At 54.3% G+C, this 19,604-nt stretch carries 15 protein-coding genes; 9 read left to right on the top strand and 6 right to left on the bottom strand.

The features are described from left to right. Positions 1 to 46: 46 nt before the first annotated feature. Positions 47 to 1,417: an FAD-dependent oxidoreductase gene (locus KJW29_RS26390; protein ID WP_214626882.1), complete on the bottom strand. Its 1,371-nt coding sequence runs from the start codon at positions 1,415 to 1,417 to the stop codon at positions 47 to 49. A gap of 233 nt (positions 1,418 to 1,650) precedes the next feature. Here KJW29_RS26390 and KJW29_RS26385 point away from each other — a divergent pair, with 233 nt between their 5' ends. The 5 genes from KJW29_RS26385 to KJW29_RS26365 all read left to right on the top strand — a co-directional run bounded on the left by KJW29_RS26385 (position 1,651) and on the right by KJW29_RS26365 (position 7,055). Then, entirely contained in the window at positions 1,651 to 2,670 is a 1,020-nt protein-coding gene (locus tag KJW29_RS26385; protein WP_214626881.1) for a LacI family DNA-binding transcriptional regulator, read from the top strand. After that, entirely contained in the window at positions 2,627 to 2,929 is a 303-nt protein-coding gene (locus KJW29_RS26380) for a hypothetical protein (RefSeq protein ID WP_214631458.1), read from the top strand. Before KJW29_RS26385 ends, KJW29_RS26380 begins: the two co-directional genes overlap by 44 nt. An 823-nt stretch (positions 2,930 to 3,752) precedes the next feature. After that, on the top strand, positions 3,753 to 5,273 hold the full coding sequence (locus KJW29_RS26375) for an MDR family MFS transporter (RefSeq protein WP_214626880.1): 1,521 nt from the start codon (positions 3,753 to 3,755) through the stop codon (positions 5,271 to 5,273). A 47-nt stretch (positions 5,274 to 5,320) separates the two neighbouring features. Further along, positions 5,321 to 6,274, top strand: a complete 954-nt coding sequence (locus KJW29_RS26370) for a helix-turn-helix transcriptional regulator (RefSeq protein ID WP_214626879.1) — start codon at positions 5,321 to 5,323, stop codon at positions 6,272 to 6,274. A 31-nt stretch (positions 6,275 to 6,305) separates the two neighbouring features. Beyond that, positions 6,306 to 7,055: an SDR family NAD(P)-dependent oxidoreductase gene (locus KJW29_RS26365; protein WP_214626878.1), complete on the top strand. Its 750-nt coding sequence runs from the start codon at positions 6,306 to 6,308 to the stop codon at positions 7,053 to 7,055. A gap of 106 nt (positions 7,056 to 7,161) precedes the next feature. Here the strand turns inward: KJW29_RS26365 and KJW29_RS26360 are convergent, their stop codons facing one another. The 4 genes from KJW29_RS26360 to KJW29_RS26345 all read right to left on the bottom strand — a co-directional run bounded on the left by KJW29_RS26360 (position 7,162) and on the right by KJW29_RS26345 (position 12,020). Beyond that, positions 7,162 to 8,766 carry an extracellular solute-binding protein gene (locus tag KJW29_RS26360; protein WP_214626877.1) on the bottom strand — a complete coding sequence of 535 codons (1,605 nt, stop codon included), beginning with the start codon at positions 8,764 to 8,766 and terminating at the stop codon, positions 7,162 to 7,164. Positions 8,767 to 8,788: 22 nt separating this feature from the next. Next, positions 8,789 to 10,081 carry an alpha-glucosidase/alpha-galactosidase gene (melA, locus tag KJW29_RS26355; RefSeq protein WP_214626876.1) on the bottom strand — a complete coding sequence of 431 codons (1,293 nt, stop codon included), beginning with the start codon at positions 10,079 to 10,081 and terminating at the stop codon, positions 8,789 to 8,791. Positions 10,082 to 10,298: 217 nt separating this feature from the next. Then, positions 10,299 to 11,189 (bottom strand): carbohydrate ABC transporter permease, encoded by an 891-nt coding sequence (locus tag KJW29_RS26350; RefSeq protein ID WP_214626875.1) that lies wholly within the window; start codon positions 11,187 to 11,189, stop codon positions 10,299 to 10,301. 18 nt (positions 11,190 to 11,207) lie between these two features. After that, positions 11,208 to 12,020 carry an ABC transporter permease gene (locus KJW29_RS26345; protein WP_246608392.1) on the bottom strand — a complete coding sequence of 271 codons (813 nt, stop codon included), beginning with the start codon at positions 12,018 to 12,020 and terminating at the stop codon, positions 11,208 to 11,210. A 330-nt stretch (positions 12,021 to 12,350) separates the two neighbouring features. On the opposite strand from KJW29_RS26345, the gene KJW29_RS26340 reads away from it, so the two are divergent. The 4 genes from KJW29_RS26340 to KJW29_RS26325 all read left to right on the top strand — a co-directional run bounded on the left by KJW29_RS26340 (position 12,351) and on the right by KJW29_RS26325 (position 18,340). Then, positions 12,351 to 13,580 (top strand): response regulator, encoded by a 1,230-nt coding sequence (locus KJW29_RS26340; RefSeq protein WP_214626874.1) that lies wholly within the window; start codon positions 12,351 to 12,353, stop codon positions 13,578 to 13,580. After that, on the top strand, positions 13,577 to 15,310 hold the full coding sequence (locus KJW29_RS26335) for a sensor histidine kinase (protein ID WP_214626873.1): 1,734 nt from the start codon (positions 13,577 to 13,579) through the stop codon (positions 15,308 to 15,310). The genes KJW29_RS26340 and KJW29_RS26335 overlap by 4 nt, the downstream gene beginning before the upstream one ends. 645 nt (positions 15,311 to 15,955) lie before the next feature. Next, positions 15,956 to 16,537, top strand: a complete 582-nt coding sequence (locus KJW29_RS26330) for a YkoP family protein (protein ID WP_425517579.1) — start codon at positions 15,956 to 15,958, stop codon at positions 16,535 to 16,537. Positions 16,538 to 16,648: 111 nt separating this feature from the next. Beyond that, complete coding sequence (locus tag KJW29_RS26325) at positions 16,649 to 18,340, top strand: alkaline phosphatase (RefSeq protein WP_246608391.1); 1,692 nt, start codon at positions 16,649 to 16,651, stop codon at positions 18,338 to 18,340. A gap of 154 nt (positions 18,341 to 18,494) precedes the next feature. On the opposite strand, the gene KJW29_RS26320 is transcribed toward KJW29_RS26325, so the two are convergent. Then, positions 18,495 to 19,556: a siderophore ABC transporter substrate-binding protein gene (locus tag KJW29_RS26320; RefSeq protein WP_214631332.1), complete on the bottom strand. Its 1,062-nt coding sequence runs from the start codon at positions 19,554 to 19,556 to the stop codon at positions 18,495 to 18,497. Between the last annotated feature and the right edge of the window lie 48 nt (positions 19,557 to 19,604).

The raw sequence follows: 19,604 nt of genomic DNA, 5'->3' as shown, positions 1-19,604 counted from the left end.
AAAGAAACGCCGCCTCGGTCGAGGCGGCGTTTCTACGCAGTTATGCTCAAATCACGCTGTAAATCGACGACTGTTCGCTGCTGAGCAGCGCCCCGTCCCGGATCAAGCGCTCTTGAAGCTGCGCGACGCTTATCTCGGCCGGCGAAATGCCTTGCGCCGAAGCCATGCCGGCGGCCGTGCCCGCGGCTTGGCCCGTCGCCATGCAGCTTGGCGTAAGCCGCGTTGTCGCCAGCGCCTCATGGGATGTCGAGATGCAGCGCCCTGCCGTGAGCAGATTGCCGATGCCTTTCGGAATAAGGCAGCGATACGGGATGTCATAGGCGCCGTCGCCCAGCACCCATGCGGCCTGCACGCCTTTGCCGGACGGATCGTGAATGTCGATCGGATACCCGCTGCGCGCTATGCAATCGTCGAACGTTCGGCCGCTCACGACATCATCGACTTGCAGCGTGTATTGGCCGTCGATTCTGCGGCTTTCGCGAACGCCGATCTGCGCCCCGACCGACGAGATGGACGCGTTCTCGAAGCCTGGCAGATTGCGGGTCATGAAGTCGGCCACCATGCGAACCTGCTTCCGCCCCTGAATCTCGCCTTCCGTCAGATCCTCCAGCTTCGTCGAGTCCAGCCCCTGTACGCGAGTTGTGTTGACAAGCACCTCATCCGGCCCCGGACCGGTGAAGAAAAGCACCTGGTCGCGGTTAATGGGCAGCTCGGCATCCTGCCAATGCTTGAAGTAGCCCAGCACGCCGGATAACGGCAATTGCTCCAGCTCGTCGAACGGCGTTTTTTTGTAAAATTCATCCGGGTGATCGATCATGTATCGCTTTACCTTGGCGAGATCGACGCCGCGCATGCGGAATTTCATCGTCATCGGCTGGGTCAAGCTGTCGCCGTCGCGGCCCTGCAAGCACGGCACGCCTGACAAATAGGCGAGATCCGCGTCGCCCGTCGCATCGACGAACTGCTTCGCAGCCACCTCGTATTTGCCGGATTTGGTGGCCAGTCTCACCGCGACGATCCGGTCGCCTTCGACGACGGCCTCGTCCATGAGGCTGTGCAGCAGCACCTGAACGCCTGCCTCCCGCAGCATGTCGACGATCAGCACCTTGTATACTTCGGGATCGTACGGCGTTATCGTCCGCACGAAGCCGACCGTATCGCGAACATGGCCGGGCGAAGCACTCTCCGCCATCAGCCGGTCGATGATCTCCTGCGCGATGCCTGCGATTACCTGCTTGCCCCCCGTCGTATGAAACGTCATCCACGGATAGACGAGCGCCGCCGTCGACATGCCGCCGAGAAAGCCGTAACGCTCGATCAGCACCGTCTTCGCGCCTGTCCTTCCAGCAGCGAGCGCCGCGTTAATGCCCGCCGGACCGCCACCGCATACCACCACATCCGCATCTATTCTGTTCATCCGTTATCCCTCCCTCGAAAGTACCTTCAGTATAGGGAGTATATGGCTTCAAAAGTAGTTTAACTTTAGTTTAAAATAGAGGAGACAATGTTTACGCTGCTTGTACCCTGTCGCGAAAAATGATGTCGGTCTCTCGCAGCGGAGACGGGCCGGCCGGGTTAAGCGGGCTTGCGTACGATTCGGATATTTGCAGGTAGTCGTCCACGGCTGCCGAACGCAAGGAGGAACTCGCTATGGGAACGCGCAAGACGGTTACGCTGCATGATCTTTCGGCCGAGCTCGGCCTGTCCATACAGACCATATCGAAGGCGCTGGCCGGCAAGCCCGGCATGTCCGAGGAGACCCGGGCCCGGATCGCCCGCACGGCGTATAGGCGCGGCTACCTGACCGTAGCCCAGGCGAGGGAGCTCGCCAGCCGGGGCATCGCGCCGTACCCGACCTTCCAGCTGCGCTTCGCGCTTATCCAGTCTCGGCAATCGACGAATTACAACACGTTGCTGGCCGAAGGCCTGCGTCGGCGGCTTGAGCTGCTGGACCACCGACTGGAGTGTCATACGCTGGATGAAGATTTGTCCGACAGCGCATTCGAAGAGTGGCTGGAGCGCATAAGCCTGCCTACGGCAGACGGCTTGTTCATTGCTCCCAGGCTGCTGTCGGATACGACGGAGCGCAAGCTCTTCGGTCTGTCGCTGCCGAAGGTGCTCATCAACTATCCCAGGCCATTGTCGGAGCTCGACAGCGTCATCTGGGACGTTTACGAAGCTGTCTGCATGGCCGTCGACAGGCTGGTCCGGCTGGGTCACAAGCGTATTATGTATGTGGGCGACATCGGCAGTCAACGGGGGTTTGCTAGGCGCTGGCAGGCATTTCAGGAGATGATGGGCGAGCATGGACTGGTTTGCGGTCTTGAATCGCAGCTAACCGGAGATTGGGACGCCGAAGCCTTGCAGGACAAGCTGAATGAAGTACAGCCTACCGCCATCATTGCCGGTATCGACGAGGATATCGAGAGGCTGTTCCGCCATTTGGACGAACTTGGGTATCGCGTGCCGGAGGGGCTCTCCGTCATCGGGCTGGCCAACGGCCCGGTAGCCGCCGTACCTGGTCTTAGCCGGCCGGAGCTGCTTATCCGGGAGACCGGCTATAAGGCGGCGGACAAGCTGCTATGGCGGCTCGCCAACGGGAGCGAGCCCTGGGAGCATATCCGCATTGCCGGACCGTTCTGCGAAGGAGAGACCGCGAGACGGGTATAAAGCCGTGAGCAGGGATGATGCGCCTATTGTGCTTTGTGCTTATCGGGATACGGTATGGGGAGCTTTGCATCTCATGTCGAAGATGAATGTGGAGCTTAACGTACGGAGTCAGCAAATGACTAAAGTCCAGTTAAAGGAACCGATTGGTAACGATTTACCCAATATGCTTGAAGTTGCGGGATTTGCGCCGCAGATGACAGCAAAAACAAGAGCGGAAGCGATCGTTATGATCTTGAATTTGCTAGAAGCAATGAACTAACCCTAACTTCTAAGAGGGGTTATCCGGACATCGGGTAGCCCTTTTCTCATAATCATAGAATTTATAAAATTTCGAGGCGGGGCACGAGTTCAGTCGCTTTCGCTACGGCGTGCGTACGTGCGCGATAGCGACAACGGAACACAGAGATCTTATTTCGGCGAATGGAGGGAAACGGCAGGGCTAGCGGAACTCAGAGACTTTATTGGTTGATAATAAGGGGGATGAAGCGCGATTGAGTTGGAATAAGAACGCTCATTTCTGTAAGGGTACCCGAAACCGTTGATTTGGCGAATATAACGTCTCTCAGTTCCGCACACCTGTTTGGTTTGGTCAACAATCCCGCTTTGTTCACGTTCTGCCGCCATAGGGCTTTGCAAAGCTTAAGGTCGCTCATTTCCAAAAGACCCCTCGTAAATCGCATCGGAAAATAGAGGGAAAATCCCCCTTTAATCTGGAAAAATCGGAATATCGGCTCCGCATAGAGGGAAAACCTCCCATTAATTGGGTGGTTCAACCCGAAAACAGCGATTCGGCCAGAATTAGAGGTTTCCCTCTAAAGAGCAAGAACGGGTGGAAACAAGGGTATTAGATGGAGTTTTTCCTCTTATTCGAGAGAACGAACAGACAGGAGTGACGCTGTTGCTTCTTTCTGGCTCTAGCACAAAAAGGACCGTCAGGATGATCTATCCTGACGGTTTTTCTCAAGAAAAAGAAATTAAGCCATTCCTCCCTGACACACTGTTGTCAACAAGGGTAGCTTAAGATGTTCATAGATGATTGTTAGCCAATCAATTCTTAAGGTACAAGAAAGGGATGGGAACGTATGACAAACAAACTGGGAGTAATCGTCGGAGGGCTGCTGCTAGCTATTTTGATGGCATCCATGGACAACACGATTGTTTCAACGTCGATCGGAACGATCGTTGGAGAGATGGGAGGGCTCGACAAGTTCGTGTGGGTCACTACCGCGTATATGGTGGCCGAGATGGCGTGCATGCCGATCTTCGGCAAACTGTCCGATATGTATGGGCGCAAACGTTTCTTCATCTTCGGGATCATCGTGTTCATGATCGGCTCGGCATTATGCGGTATGGCGCAATCCATCGTCGAGTTAAGCCTTTATAGAGCTGTGCAAGGCGTCGGGGCCGGAGCGATGGTGTCCATCGCCTTCACGATCCTGTTCGACGTCATGCCGCCGAAGGAGCGCGGCAAGATGATGGGGTTGTTCGGCGCCGTGTTCGGACTGTCGAGCGTTGTAGGCCCGTTGCTGGGCGGATACATTACCGACCATCTCGATTGGTCATGGATCTTCTACATTAACCTGCCGCTGGGCTTTATTGCATTGCTGGCGATCGCTTTGTTTTACAAAGAATCGGCGATACACGCCAGGCAAAAAATCGACTGGGCGGGTTCCGTACTCCTCGTGGGCGCTATCGTCTGCTTTATGCTCGGACTTGAACTCGGCGGTAAAACGTATGCATGGGATTCGCCGCAAATTCTCGGTTTGTTCGCAGGTTTCGTCGTGCTTGTTCTACTGCTGGTCGTGGTCGAAAAGAGGGCCGCAGAGCCAATTATCTCGTTCCGCCTGTTCCGCAGCAGACTATACACGACGAGCAACCTGGTCGCGATGCTTAGCGGCGCGGCGTACATGACGGCGGCGATCTTTATACCGATCTACGTGCAAGGCGTGCTTGGAGGCTCGGCTTCCAATTCGGGATTGACCTTACTGCCGATGATGGTGGGCTCGGTGGTTACGGCCACGCTTGGCGGATTCCTGATGACGAAGCTGCAATACCGCACCATTATGATCGGGACGCTGGCGCTGCTTCTGACGGGTCTTGCTCTTCTCTCGCAAATTACGGTAGAATCTTCTCGACTTTCTATTACGATGATTATGATTTTGATCGGTCTTGGGATTGGCGCTTCCTTCTCCGTGCTTAGCACCGCCGTTATGGATTCGTTCCCTCCGGCGCAGCGCGGGGCAGCAAGCTCGACCTTAAATTTCAATCGCTCGCTCGGCATGGCGCTCGGCATTACCATCTTCGGCATTGTGCAAAGCCATAGCCTGCTTTCGAAGCTCACCGAAACGCTTGGCAAAGGCGACGTGGCTGTACCGGCCGACTTGAACCTAAGCGATCCCCATTCGCTGCTCAATCCGGCATTCCGCCAATCCGTCGATGCCGGGCTGCTTGATACCATTACAGCAGGGCTGTCGAGCTCTATAGGTACCGTCTTCGCATGGAGCCTCATCCCCGCTGTATTGGCGCTGATTGCTGCATTATTAATGACGAAAGCCAAGATGGAGCCGGCTGCCGAAGGAGAGGAATTCGCAACCGCCCACTAAATTTATAGATCGGCGAGAAACAGCATGCCGGCATAGGAGAGATAACGATGAAGCTGGAACGGTTAATGACCATTACGATATTGCTGCTCAATCGGAAGCGAATACAAGCGCAGGAATTGGCGGACCAGCTTGAGGTTTCGCTGCGCACCATCTATCGCGATCTCGATTCGCTTGGTCAAGCCGGCATTCCCATCGTGTCCTATACGGGCATGGAGGGCGGTTACGAAATTATGGACAGCTTCCGGCTGGATCGGCAGCTGCTGTCCTTTGATGAACTGACCGCCTTGTCCGCCGCGCTCCGCGGTCTTGAGTCCACGAAGGCCTATGACCGCTCCATTATGGACCGCCTTCTCGGCAAAGTAGGCGCAATGGTTGCGCAGGCTGAGCAAGGTCGGGCAGGAGAAGGAGAAAGTATTCAGATTGATTTCACCCCTTGGAAAAATAGCGAGGAGGACCAGAGGCGGTATGATACGCTTCATCAAGCCATTAAGGACCGGAAGCTCCTGACATTTAAATACACGAGCAGAAAAGGAGAGGAACTAGAGCGCGTGGTGGAGCCGATGGTGCTTGTGATGAAGTCTTACTCCTGGTATCTTTACGGCTATTGTCGACTGCGCGGCGATTATCGGATCTTTAAGCTGTCGCGGATTCGGGAGCTCCATGTACAAGCCGACACCTTTATTCGCCGATCGGACTCGCTTGCGCAATTGAATGACAGGTGGGCGGCGCCGGAGAGGCGCGAGGGTATTCCGGTTACGCTTCAGTTCCAGGCTTCGGTTGCCGTGTTTGTGATGAACCGGTTCGACGAGAAGGATATTGAGCGGTTGCCGGATGGAAAAATTATTGTACGAACGACCTGCTCGAACGAGAACTGGCTGATCGGGATGGTGCTTCATTACAGGACGGACGCCATTGTGCTTGAGCCTGCTTCTATTGCTGCCAAGGTGAGGCAGGCCGCGCTGGATATTGCAGAGCAGTATAATGTATCGGATGAAGGGTAAGCGATAGCGAATGGGAAAGGGGTTGAACAGGATGTCTGTGAGCGGGAAAGTTGCGATTGTGACAGGCGGCGCCCGGGGGATAGGGAGAGCGACGTGCATCCAGTTGGCAAGACAAGGCGCAAGGGTTGTCGTTCACGACTTCGGTCATGAACAGGCTGCTCAATCCGTCGCCAACGAAATTATCGCAAATGGCGGGGAGGCCATTGCGGTTCATGCAGATGCTCGCAGCGAAGAGCGGATGGAACAACTTGCGGCGATCGTAAAGAAGGAGCTTGGACGTATCGATGTTCTTGTATGCCATGCCGACAGGGGGGGTAATGCCGCCGCCTTTGCCGAGCTTTCTTGGGAGTCATTCGAACGACAGTTGACGGATGAATTGAAACTGGCTTTTTACGCCACGAAGGCTGTTATCCCGACGATGATGGCACAACAATCCGGCAGGATTGTCTATCTGTCCAGAACGGAAGGCAAGGACCCTGTCCCCGGGCATATTGCATTCGGCACGGCGAAGGGAGGGCTGGATGCCTTTGCCCGATATATCGCGCAGGAATTCGGGCCCTATGGGATAACGGCGAACGTCGTCGCTCCCGGCTTCGTTAAATCCGATGATAGCCTGATGGTCTCCGAGGAGGAAAGCCGCATGATCGGCAGCTTCACCCCGCTTGGCCGGATCGCCGAGCCGGAAGACGTGGCGGGGGTCGTTGCTTTCCTCGCGGGAGATGCCGCTCGATTCCTTACGGGAACCTACACGCCGGTAACCGGCGGGCTTGCGATGGAGTAATAGGAGGTAGGAAGGTAGAGATAGGATGGTTCGCAAAGCAAGCCAAAAACCAAGCCGCTTGGAAGAGTTTTCTTCCAAGCGGCTTGGTTTCGTTAGCATGGCTTTCTCATTTCCACAGCTCCATTTGTTTCTTATAATTTTCCGTATAAATCTGTTCGATGCGCGGCGCGTTGTTGTCTTCGAGATCCTTCATTAGCTTGGCGTAGAGTGCTTCGAATTCATCCTTGCTCTCGGCGTAAGCCAGCTGGGTGAAGCCTTGAGACAGCAAGTCCTTGATTTTCTGCTCGTTCAGGGCATCCGGCGTGCCGCCGCCCGGACCGAGATTGTCGTAGATCGCCGTATCCCAGGTCGAGTCCTTCATGGACTTGATGGCATGCTGGTTATATGCGTTGCGCTCGTATTTCGCTACGAGATCGAGCGGCGTGCCGTCGGAGCCGTTGCCGTTTTTGACGAACCACGTCCACTTGCGGATGCCGGTCTGCTTGGAATATTCGTTCCAGTTGTCCTTAAAGCCCTGCAGCACTTCCGGGAACGGCTTGTGTTTGCCGTCCACCATCTCCCAATGCTCGCCCTCCAGGCCCCACATGAGTAAATATTGGCCTTCCTCGCTCGCCAGGAAATCCATAAACTTGATCGTTTGCTCCGGATGTTTGTTGGCCGCCGTAATGGCGATGGCATCCCATCCGAGCGAGCTTCGCGGTCCGTACGTCGTCGCGGACGGATCGACGCCCGGCGCCGTCACCTTAAACGCGAGGAATTGCTTATCCGTATCCTCGCCGTACTTCTCGCGGAGCAAACGGTTCGGCTCCAGCGGCTCGCCGCCGCCGACGGCGAATACGCGCTCGCTGGACACCTTCTGATCGAAGATTTGCGTTTTGTTGATCGCCCATTCGTTGTCAAGAAGAGCTAAAGCTTGCAGATCGTTGATGAATCCCATCATTTCTTTATAGCGCGGCTCTCGAACCTCCAGACCGATTTGGCCGTCCGATTCGTAGTAGGATTTCATCCCGAACATCGCTTTAAACGTGCCGACTACCGTCGGCATATGGTCGGCATTGAACGTTAGCGGGATCGACGATTTGCCGTCGACTTGCGGGTATTTCTCTTTGAACTGCTTGAGCAGATCGACGAATTCCTCTTGCGTAAAGCTCTCTCCGCTTTCGATGCGGTCCCCGTAGCCCAGCTCCTTCAAAATATCGGCGCGCATGTTAAAGCTCCAGCCCGGATCGGGGTCCATGCCGTACCAGTTGTTTAAATAATAATTGTTGCCGTCCGAATGTCGGCTCTTGTTGAGCACGTCGCCGTACATTTCCTTAATGTTCGGGCCATGCTGGTCGATCAGATCGTTTAGCGGGATAATCGCCTTGGCCGCAATGTAGCGGTTTACGATATCGCTGCGCCGGTCCATGAGCACGATGTCGGGCAACGTGTTGCTGGTCAGCATCAAATTCAGCTTCTCGCTTGGATCGCCCGTCGGCTGTTGGATCTCGATCTTGACGCCCGTGCGCTTCGTAATTTCCTCGGCGACCGGATTCGTAAACAGATCTCCCGTATTTTTATCGAAAAAAGTCAACGTAATCGGACCGCTGTCGCCCGGCGTATTGCCGTTTCCGTTCGACGGTTCGTTTTTGCCGCCGGAGCATGCCGATACCGAAAGCAGAAGCATGGCGGATACCATCGTTAGCGCGACGGCTTTTGTTCTCTTTTTCATGTGTAGACCCTCCCCGGAATCATTATTTAATCGTGATGAAATCGCGATTCGCTTCCAACATCTCATCGCACATGGCCACGATGTCGTCGAGCGACAGCTCGGAAGACGTATGCGGATCCAGCATGGCCGCGTGATACACATGCTCGCGCTTGCCTGTAAGCGCCGCTTCGATCGTCAGCAGCTGCATGTTGATGTTGGTCTGGTTCAATGCGGCGCATTGCGGCGGAAGCGCTCCGAACCGCGTTGGCAAAATGCCGTTGCCGTTCACCATGCATGGCACTTCCACGCAGGCGTTGTGGGGCAGATTGCTGATCAGGCCGCCCGTATTGAGCACGTTGCCCGCGATCTCGAACGGTACGTTCGTTTCCATCGCGTCCATGATGTAGGAGGCGTATTCGTGCGAACGCTCGTGGGTCAGATTGGCGTTGTCGATCATCGCGTTTACTTCATGCCAGTATTCGGCTTTGCCTCTGCCCCAGTTTTTGTATCCGTCCGTCGGCAGCGTATATTGTTCCTTCAAGTGCGGATATTGGCGTTTGTGATAATACGGCACGTATTCGGAGCCGTGCGAGCTGGACTCGGTAACGTAATAGCCGAACAGCTTCAGGTAATCGTATCGTACCATATCGGTATGACGGTCCGTGCGCGCCCCTGCCCGCTGGCGGATCTCCGGATAAAGATCAATGCCGTTCCTCGATACTTCCAGCAGCCAAGCTTGATGGTTGATGCCGGCGATCTTGTAGCGGACATTGTCATGCGGCATGCCAAGTCCCTCCAGCAGCTCCTTGGCACAGGTTTGGACGCTGTGGCACAGTCCGACGGTCTTAACTCCTGTCGCTTGCAGCATGGCCCCGGTCACGATTGCCATCGGATTCGTGTAGTTGAGGAACCAGGCATCCGGGCACACTTCCTCCATATCGCGAGCGATATCGACCATGACCGGGATCGTGCGCAGCCCGCGGAACAAGCCGCCCATGCCAAGCGTGTCGGCGACGGTCTGTTGCAAGCCGTATTTCTCGGGAATCTGGAAGTCCGACATGATCGTCGGGATCAGCTCGCCGACGGCGATGGCGTTAATGACGTAATCCGCGCCGCGAAGCGCTTCCTTGCGATCCGTGTAGGACTTGATCGTCGCTTTGCCGCCGAGATTCTGATTCAGGTTTTGCAGCATTTTCTCGGACTGCTCCAGCCGTTCCATGTTGATGTCGAACAGCGCCATATGCGCGTCGGCCAGCGACGGCGTCCGCATGCAGTCTCCCAATATATTTTTTGCGAAGATGGAGCTTCCCGCCCCGATAAATGTAATTTTAGCCATTGTCATAACTCCCCTTGGTGTAAAATTTAGCTTTTAGAGGTTGTTCAAAAAGTCCGCTTCCCATTACGGAGTAATCCAAGAAGCATACTCGACGTCGAATATTGAATTCAGCCGAACCTTCCGGTGCTCACGTAGCTTCCACTACGCTCCGCTCCTCAGGTTCTAGCTTCATCCAATCTTCTCGGTACTGAGAACCGAACTTTTTGAACTCGCACTTTCAGCTTTTAACAGCGCCTAGCAGCATGCCTTTAAGGAAAAATTTCTGCAGAAACGGATAGACAAGGATGATAGGCAGCGTCGCGACCATCGTGACGGTCATTCGAATGCTCTCGCCCGTAACGGGAATGCGCTTGTTTTCGTTGGCAAGCTGCTGTGCTTGCGAAAGCATGTCGCCTGTCTGGTATTGGTTGAGTATTTTGACCAGCACGGCTTGCAGCGTCTTAAGATCCGGCTTGTACGTATAGATGTAGGAATCGTACCAGGCATTCCAATGGAAGATTGCCGCGAACAGCGTAATCGTGGCCAGCACGGGCACGCAGACGGGCAGGATCACCTGGACGAAAATGCGAATGTCGTTCGCGCCGTCAATCTCCGCCGATTCCTCGATCTCCTTCGGCAACTGCTCCATGAAGGTGCGGACCAGGATCATCCAGAAAATATTGATCAGTCCCGGAAGTAGGAAAACAAGAAAGTTGTCGATCAGATGAAGCGACTTGATGACCATATAGGTCGGAATAAGTCCGCCGCTGAAGTACATCGTAAAGATGAAAAACAGATTCAAAAATCGACTGCCCGCCAACGTTCGTTTGCTGAGCACATAGGCCAGCATCGCGATGCATGCGACGGTCAACGGAACGCCGAGAACGGTGCGGAGCACGGTCGTCCGGATCGCCGTCAGTATCTCCGGGTTGGAAAAGACGGTGGCGTAGCTATCGAGGCTGAATTCCCTCGGCCAGAGCATGAACCCTCCGCGCAAGGAATCCGTGCCGTCGTTGATGGACAGAATGAAAATTTGCCAGAACGGGAAAAATGTGACGAGAAAAACGAGGCTCAATAAGCCGTAAAGCAGCGTATTGCCCGTCAGACTCAGTATCCGGTCTCGTGTCATCCTGTGGACTCCTTTGCTTTAGAATAATGAGTTGCTGTTCATGCGCCTGGCGATCGAATTGACCGCAAGCACCATCAGGAACGCGACGGCCGACTTGAACAGGCCAACGGCGGCGGCATAAGAGAACATGCTGTTCTGCAGACCGTACCGGAACGAATAGGTGTCGAGCACGTCGGAATACTCCCTGTTAAGCGAATTGCCAAGCAAATAATATTGGTCGAAGCCGGTATTCATCAGATTGCCCACCGACAAGATGAGCAAAATGACGATGGTCGGCCGCAGCAGGGGCAGCGTTACGGAAGTCATCTGCCTGATTCGGCCGGCTCCGTCTACCTTGGCCGCTTCGTACAGATCGGGATTGATGGAAGAGATGGCCGCCAAATAAATGATCGAATTGTATCCCATCTCCTTCCACGTGTTGGCTCCCGACACGATTCCCCAGAAGTACTTGCCTTCTTGCAGGAACGGGATGCTTTCTTTGGTCAGTCCGACGAGCTGAAGCAGTTCGTTTACAGCGCCTTCGGATGCTAACAGGGCGACGAATATATTGGCAGCGATGACCCACGAAATAAAATAGGGCATATAGGAAGCCGTCTGGACAATCCGCTTGAAGGCCTGGCTGCGCACCTCATTTAGCGCCAGCGCAAGCAGGATCGGCACGATAAATCCGAGAAGGAGCGTGAGCACGCTGGATACCAGCGTATTGCGCATGATCATCTTGAAATCGCTGCCGTTGAAGAAATAGGAGAACCATTCGAATCCAACGAATTCGCTGCCGAAAAAGGACGACCAGAAGTTGCCGAGCGTCGGCTGAAAGTCGACGAAGGCCATGTACAATCCCGCCATAGGCGCGTATGCGAATAGAAGAGCCCAGATGAAAGCGGGTATGAGCATCACGTACAAATAGCGATGTCGATACAGCCTCCTGCCCAGTGATGCAGTCGATGAATGTCGGTCTGGGCGCAATGTTTTCCCCTCGTTTCTGTATTGGATTTGCCGGCTATCTCCATTATGACTCCCGTTATTGCCGATAATCCATATCGCGTTTTTACGTTTCCTGTCGAATTCGAACGAACCTGCTCCGGGGTCGATTGACGGTAAGAAGGCAGGGTGGGATACTGATATCATCAGCAGGATGAGGCAAGGGGGGAGCTTGCGGACATGTACAAAATAATGCTGGTCGACGACGAACATATCGAGATCGAAACGCTAAAGCGGTTCGTTCCCTGGGAGGAAATGGGGTTCGAAGTGGCGGGCACGGCCAAAAACGGCCGCGAGGCGCTCAGCCGCATGGAGGAGCTGTCTCCCGACATCGTCATTACCGATGTCAGAATGCCGATCATGGACGGCATCCAATTCGCCAAGGCGGCAAAAAAACGATGGCCGCGGCTCATCATTATTTTCATGAGCGGCTACGACGACTTCGCCTACGTAAAGTCTGCGCTGATGCTCGAAGCATCGGGATACTTGCTGAAACCGCTGGATATCGACGAGCTGCAGGAACGGATGTTGAAGGTGCGGCAGAAATGCGCCGAAGAGGAACGAAGCAGGCTGTCCTCCCGAGCGCTGGCCTCGCAATACGCGAAGCAGCTGCTGCAGGAGGGGCCGCCCGACGCGGTCGAAAACGAGCTGAAGGAAATGCTGGACGAGCTGCTTCCCGGAGCGACTGGCGTCTATTCTGTGATGCTCGTGACGATCGACGCCGGGTACAAGCCGGCAAGCGATTCGTACGAGCCTGCCCAAGCCAAGGCCAAGGTGCTGCAGGGCATGCAACGTCTGATGGCCGACGCCCAGGCGCTGCCGTTCGAATGGCAGGAGGATCGCCTGGTCGTATTGGCCGCGCCGGGAGAAGTCCATCTGGCGGAGCAATGGCACGCGAAGCTCGCGGTCGTCTGCCCGTGGATCACGACTTGTCTGTATCCGCATCCCGTTCCGCTCAGCCAGGTGTACGAGACGTGTCTGCATCTGCAGCAATTCCGCGGCCGCCATATGGCAAAGCACGGCAGCGGCCAATATATCGAGGCTACGCCCGCGCCATCGGGGGGAGCCGACCGTCACGCCGCCATGGTCCATCAGGTGAAGTCGCTGATCGATCTCGAATTCGGCAGCGCGCTGACGATCGATTATTTGGCCGAATACGCCTACCTGTCGCCAAATCATCTGCGCATGCTGTTCAAGGAATATACCGGATATACGGTTCTCGAATATATGACGAAAGTAAGGATTGACCGCGCGGCGGAGCTGCTGCGCGATACCGATATGAAAATTCACGAAATCGCAACCTTCGTCGGCTACGAAAGCGCATCCCACTTCGGCGCCGTCTTTCACAAAAGGCGCGGGCTGACGCCGAACCAATACCGCAACCGCCAGCCGGGGCATTCGGCGCCATGAAGGCCGTGAAGCGGTTCATCAACAATCTGGCGCTGCGCAACAAGCTGCTGGTGTTCTTCCTGCTGGCTTCCGTCATTCCGCTGCTGGCCATCTCATTATATTTTTATCAGGTGTTCCAGAACCAGCTCGTCTCGCAGACGCATGACCGGATGCGCACGATGAACAGCCAGCTCAGCAGCAATATCGACAACAAACTCAAAAATTACGAGCAAATCTCCAGCCTGCTGTACATGGATTCGGAGCTGCGGGATTGGTTGACCCGGGAATACCGGCGGGGGATCGACTTTGTGCACGCCTACGATTACATCAACAGCCTGCTGTTCGGCATTCAGCTCACCAATACCGATATCGATTCCATTACGATCTATCCGTTCAACGAATCGATTCCGAGCGACGGCATGTTCATCCAGCGCGTGGACGAGGGGATGAGAGAGGCGAAGTGGTATAAGGAGCTGGAGCAATCCTACGGCAACTCCGTCTACAGCGTCGTTATGGAGAATGGCGGCAAGCAGCCCGTTATTACCCTCGCGAGGCTGCTCAACAACAACGATATGCAGAGGCCGTACGGCGTCCTTGCCATCCATGTGAAGGAGAGCGCTCTCTACTCCCTGTTCGGCGAAGAGGCGCGGGCGAGCGATATCTATCTGGTCAATCAGGAGGGCGCCATCCTGTCGACCCGGGACAAGTCGATGATTCTGCAGCCGTTCCGTCATGTGCTGGAAGAAGGCGGTTGGAGCGGTGGAGGAAGCGGTACGTTCGAGCAGCCGGTCAAGGGGATGGAATCGCTTGTCGTCTACGACACGCTGCCGATCGGCTGGAAGACGGTGTCGATTATTCCGCTGAGCGACGTGCTAAGCGAAGCGAACAAGGCGTCGAGCCGCATTCTGCTCATCGCCGCGATCAGCATCCTGCTGTCGGTCGGCCTGATCGCCATGACGGCCCGTTATTTCTCCAACCGGTTCCAGACGTTGACGCGGTTTGTGCGGAAGGTAGGAGACGAGCAATTCCAATTCGAGCTGAAGCAGGACAGCAAGGACGAGATCGGCCTGCTGGCGGAATCGTTTAACACGATGAAGCGTCAGCTCGACAAGCTGATCAACGAGGTGTACAAGAAGGAGATTATGCGCAAGGAGACGGAGCTGGCGCTGTTGCAGAGCCAGATCAATCCGCATTTCCTGTACAACACGCTGGCCGTCATCTCCTCGTTGGCCGTCCAGAATCAGGATGGGCAAGTGAGCAAGATCGTCCGCCATCTGTCCAACTTCTACAAGACCTCGCTGAGCAAAGGCAAGCCGGTCATTCTGATCCAGAAGGAGATCGAGATTACGCGGCATTACGTGGAAATCCAATCCGTCCGGTTCGACAACCTGTTCCGCATTCATTGGCAGCTTGACGAGGAGCTGTTCCGGCATCAGACGGTCAAGCTCATCCTGCAGCCTTTTGTGGAGAACGCCATTCAACACGCCGTCTGGAGCGACGACGAACCGCTGAACATCGTTATTCGGCTGTACCGACTCGGCGACGCGATCCGCTTCGAGGTGGTGGACGACGGCGCGGGCATGTCGCCCGAACGCGCCGCGGACATTATGCGCAGAGACAAGGAAGCCGGCTACGGCATTGGCAACGTGCATGAGCGCATCCAGTTGGCTTACGGTCCCGAATACGGCGTCACTTTGTTCAGCCGTCCGGGGATCGGCACTCAGGTCGTCATTACGTGTCCGCTTCAATAGACCGGCGCCGAAGTAGCGGAGGAGGCCGTCCGTCTGTCGATTGCCGTTATCGCTGACGTTAAGCGGTACACATACAAAGTGAATGGGGCAAAACTCGCTTTATCTTGCGGTTTACGTGAGATAAGGCGAGTTTTTTTATTACAGACACCAGCGACAATCGAAGAATAGCTTCCTCTGTAAGGCCGTCGATTCATGGTGTGCAAAACTGGGAATGAAGCAGCAATCCATCATCGCCAACCTGTTAACGGAAATGTGGGCCCTTATATGGAGCGTTTGGCGTGATTTTAAAATCCAACGGAACTCTGCGACGTTATTCGTGAGAAATCCAGGAAAACCGCGGACTTTTGCCCTTCATAAGGGCTATCAGTTCCTTTAGATTTGGGAATTGCCGCGTTTTTGCTGAAATAACGCCTTTCAGTTCCGTTACAGTTGCTCCGTTCATTTCTCACCTGACGGTTGGGGCGTAATGAAGCCGTTAGGAGGGGGGGATGAACGTGGCAGCCCAATGCCTGCTCCGTCTAAAGTCGTAGTCCAAATCTATACTTCAGTCTATTCGGGTTGTTTCTATGTACAGCTATAATGAAATCATCGGATTGCGCATGACAGAATGATTCGTTCAATCTAAAACAGGAGATGTTTTTTATGATGGTCGGCTTTGGCAAATCCATGATGCAGTCCGTTTGGATGGGCTGGGAACGAGGTTTTGGATGGGTTTTACGCTTTCGCAGCTTGCATACTACGCATTTTGGCATATGTACAGTTATGATAAAACGACATCGGGGAAGCAGCATTCTATGTCAAGATTCAACACTCATTCATGACGGAGATATGATCGGGGAGCTTCATCTTAATAACGATACGATATTGGCATTGATTAAAGCCGAGGGCCCGGACCGCGCGGCGCTAAAAACAGCGAGGCTCGCCCGAAGATCGATGATGCAAATCAGCGAAGCGTTTGAGGATCAGCCCGAATTTCGAGAGGTAAAAGCTTTGGTTGGCATTACTTTGCTCCATCGGGGGCTGACACATGGCTTGGGTTTCGAGCAGCAGGCGTTGAAATACGGGGTGTTTCGGCAGATGACAACGGCCTATCTTCGATTGCTGTTAACAGCCATGCATCCGGAAGGCCAAAGGCGCGTCGCCCGAAAAACGGAAGCATTAATACCTATGATGCTGATTCATACCCGGGGCTCGCTAAAAAATCGTTTTTTATCGGGAGCAAGATAGGATAGGAAGCGGAACGATGGATCTTTATCAAACATTATTATTTCGATAATAACCCGTTAATATTGTTCCTCTATATTGTACCTATCTGTACAAAGGGAGGAATTAATAACCATGTTACGTAATTTCAACGGCAAAACAGCAGGCAAAGTGATGATCGCAGCTTCTCTCCTGTTCGGCAGTCTGGCGGGGGTTGCCCACGCGGCGGACAAAGGGAGCACGAAAAACGTCATTCTTATGATTCCCGACGGTATGGGGATCAGCTATCTGACAGCAACGCGTATTTACAAAGGGGAAGAGTTATCCTTCGAGCGTTACGCGAAGGGTCTTATGAAAACATATTCCAACGACACGAACATTACGGATTCCGCAGCGGCCGGCACGGCAATGGCGACCGGTTACAAAACAAACAATGGCGTTATCGCTGTAACTCCGGACGGCAAACGGCCGGAGTCCATTCTGGACGCCGCAAGAGAGAAAGGCAAGTCGACTGGCCTCGTTGCTACGTCTCGTATCACTCACGCCACGCCGGCCGTATTTACAGCTCATGATCCGAGCCGAGGCAACGAAGTTGCCCTTGCGACGGAATACATCAATAATGTCGACGTCATTCTGGGCGGCGGACGCGATATGTTTTTGCCGCAGGCGGAAGGCGGCCAGCAGCCAGAGCGTAATCTTGTTGCCGAGGCGGAAGCGGCAGGCTACGATTATATCACCAACAGAAGTGAACTTGATGACGTAACTTCGGATAAAGTTCTGGGGCTGTTCGCCATGAGCGACATGAAATACGATATCGACCGCGATAAGGTCAATGTCCCAAGCTTGTCGGAAATGACGGAGCTGGCGGTAGAGACGCTTAGCCAGGATCAAGACGGCTTCTTCCTTATGGTAGAGGGCAGCCAAATCGACTGGGCCGGCCATGCCAACGATCCGACTGCTTTGATTACGGATATGCTTGCATTCGAGGAAGCGGTGGACGTAGCCCTTGCGTTCGCGAAGAAGGACAAAAATACGCTGGTTGTCGTTGTCGGCGATCACGAGACTGGCGGTATGAACATCGGCAATACGCCAGGCGGCTACAAGGAGAATATCGACATTCTTAAAAATGCCAAAGGCAGCTCCAATACGGTCCTGGGCGCCCTCAAAGAAGAGGCCCAGACCGTCGGCATCGAAAACGCCAAGGTTGTGGACGGCAGCTACTACGTTCCGGTGCGCGACATCGTAGCGGAGCTGGACGGCGAGCTGACCTACCATGCGCAGGCTTTTGCAGCAGACGTTTCTATCGGACGGGCTACCTTCCGTATCGACCTCGGCGGCAAGAAGATCGTGGCAGGCTCCCAGACGCTGGATGCCGATCTGTTTATCGAGAAGGGAACCTCGTATATCGCTCTTGATTCCATCGCCGGTTTGATCGGGCTGCAAGCTGCAGTAGGCACAACGGCGGATAAGCCCGAAGAGACAACCGCTTATCTTGTCGACGTAAAGCAAGTGGTTGAGCCGATCGTCGGCTTCAAGCTTACTGACGAAGACGTAACTTATCTGACGAGCGTCAACTGGAACAACAACACGACGCTGACGAATGAGATCGGTACGGTCGTATCCGCGCATGCGCTCATCAGTTGGGGCTCCCGCAACCATACGGGCGAAGAGCTGCCGGTGTACGCATACGGCGCAGGCTCCGGGGAATTCGTAGGCCTGATCGACAATATCGACCTGCCGCGCATCCTCTCGTATCTCATGGGCGTCGACTTGTTCGACAACGAAGAGTCATTTATGGAGAAGCTGGAGAAGAGAAGAACCGAGTAATGACGGTCCAGGATTGATCCTCCCGAGTTGGAGCTCCATTAGTCAGCGAATCGATGCTTTGCAGGACAATCGTTAATAGGTTTGTGGCAAGTAAATTAAAAAGCTGCTCCAGAAGTCGGTACATAACTTCGGAGCAGCTTTGTTTGCGTTGCTATTATTTCAGTTCAGCCAATACTTCTTCGATTTTGGCAAGCTCGGATTGCAAGCCGCCGCCGCCCAGGTACCAGAGCGGACCGTCAAGGTAAACGATGCGGTTGTTTTGATACGCTTTTGTTTTCTTAATAATCGCGTTCTCCATGTCGGCCTCGATATTCGATGTATTGCCGGCCGTTGCCGCGGTACGGTCAATGACGAGAAGCACTTCCGGGTTGAACTCGAGCACGGCTTCAAAGCCGAAGTTGGAGCCATGGGAAGAAGCTTCGATATCGTCCGTTACCGGCTTAAAGCCGTATACTTCATACATGTAGCCGAAGCGGGAGTTGGAGGCGAAGCCGGACAGATTTCCTTCGTTATACATGGTAACCAATGAGGTTTCATAATTGCCGGCTAACGTGTTAATGTTTTTCAGGGCTTCGTCGAATTTGGCAAGATACTCGTCAGCCTCTGCTTCCTTGCCAAACATCTTAGCCGCGATGTCTACGGAAGCCAGGAAGGTGTTCCAGTAGTCGTTTTGCTGTGTTCCGACAAATACGACATCCGCAATTTCTTTCAGTTCCTCATAAAAGGTGGATTGACGGCCGGAGATAAAGATAACGTCCGGGTCCAGTTCGGCGATGTCCTCGAACAAAGGCGTTTTTAGCGTGCCGATATTCGTATACTCATCCCCCGAAAAATGTTTGAGATGAGCCGGCAAGCTGGAATCCTTAGCGAGACCTACGACGCCTTCTACGCCGAGCGCATCCAATGTATCCAGGAACCCGTAATCGAATACGACGATTTTTTCGGGCATCTTCTCGAACGTTACGTCCGGGAATGCGATCGTTCCTTTTTCTTCGTTCTCTGTAGAAGCGATAGTTGAGCTAATCGTCATGGGATATGCGGGAGCCGAAGCATCTGCCGCGCCATTGTTGGCAGTCGGCTGCTCTGTAACAGGCGGATTGCTTGCGGCAGAACCGCCGGAGGCGTTCTGATCGCCCTCATTATTGTTACCTCCGCCACAGGCTGCCAGCATAAGCGACATCACCGTGATTGCACTTACCAATTTCCATTTTTTCATCATTACGAATCTCTCCTTGTTTATCATTTTATATAAAATAATTGATAT

This window comes from Paenibacillus agaridevorans (genome assembly GCF_018604145.1).
Taxonomy (GTDB): domain Bacteria; phylum Bacillota; class Bacilli; order Paenibacillales; family Paenibacillaceae; genus Pristimantibacillus; species Pristimantibacillus agaridevorans.
The sequence above is the reverse complement of the archived record's forward strand: the minus strand, read 5'-3'. Positions and strand labels throughout refer to the sequence as shown.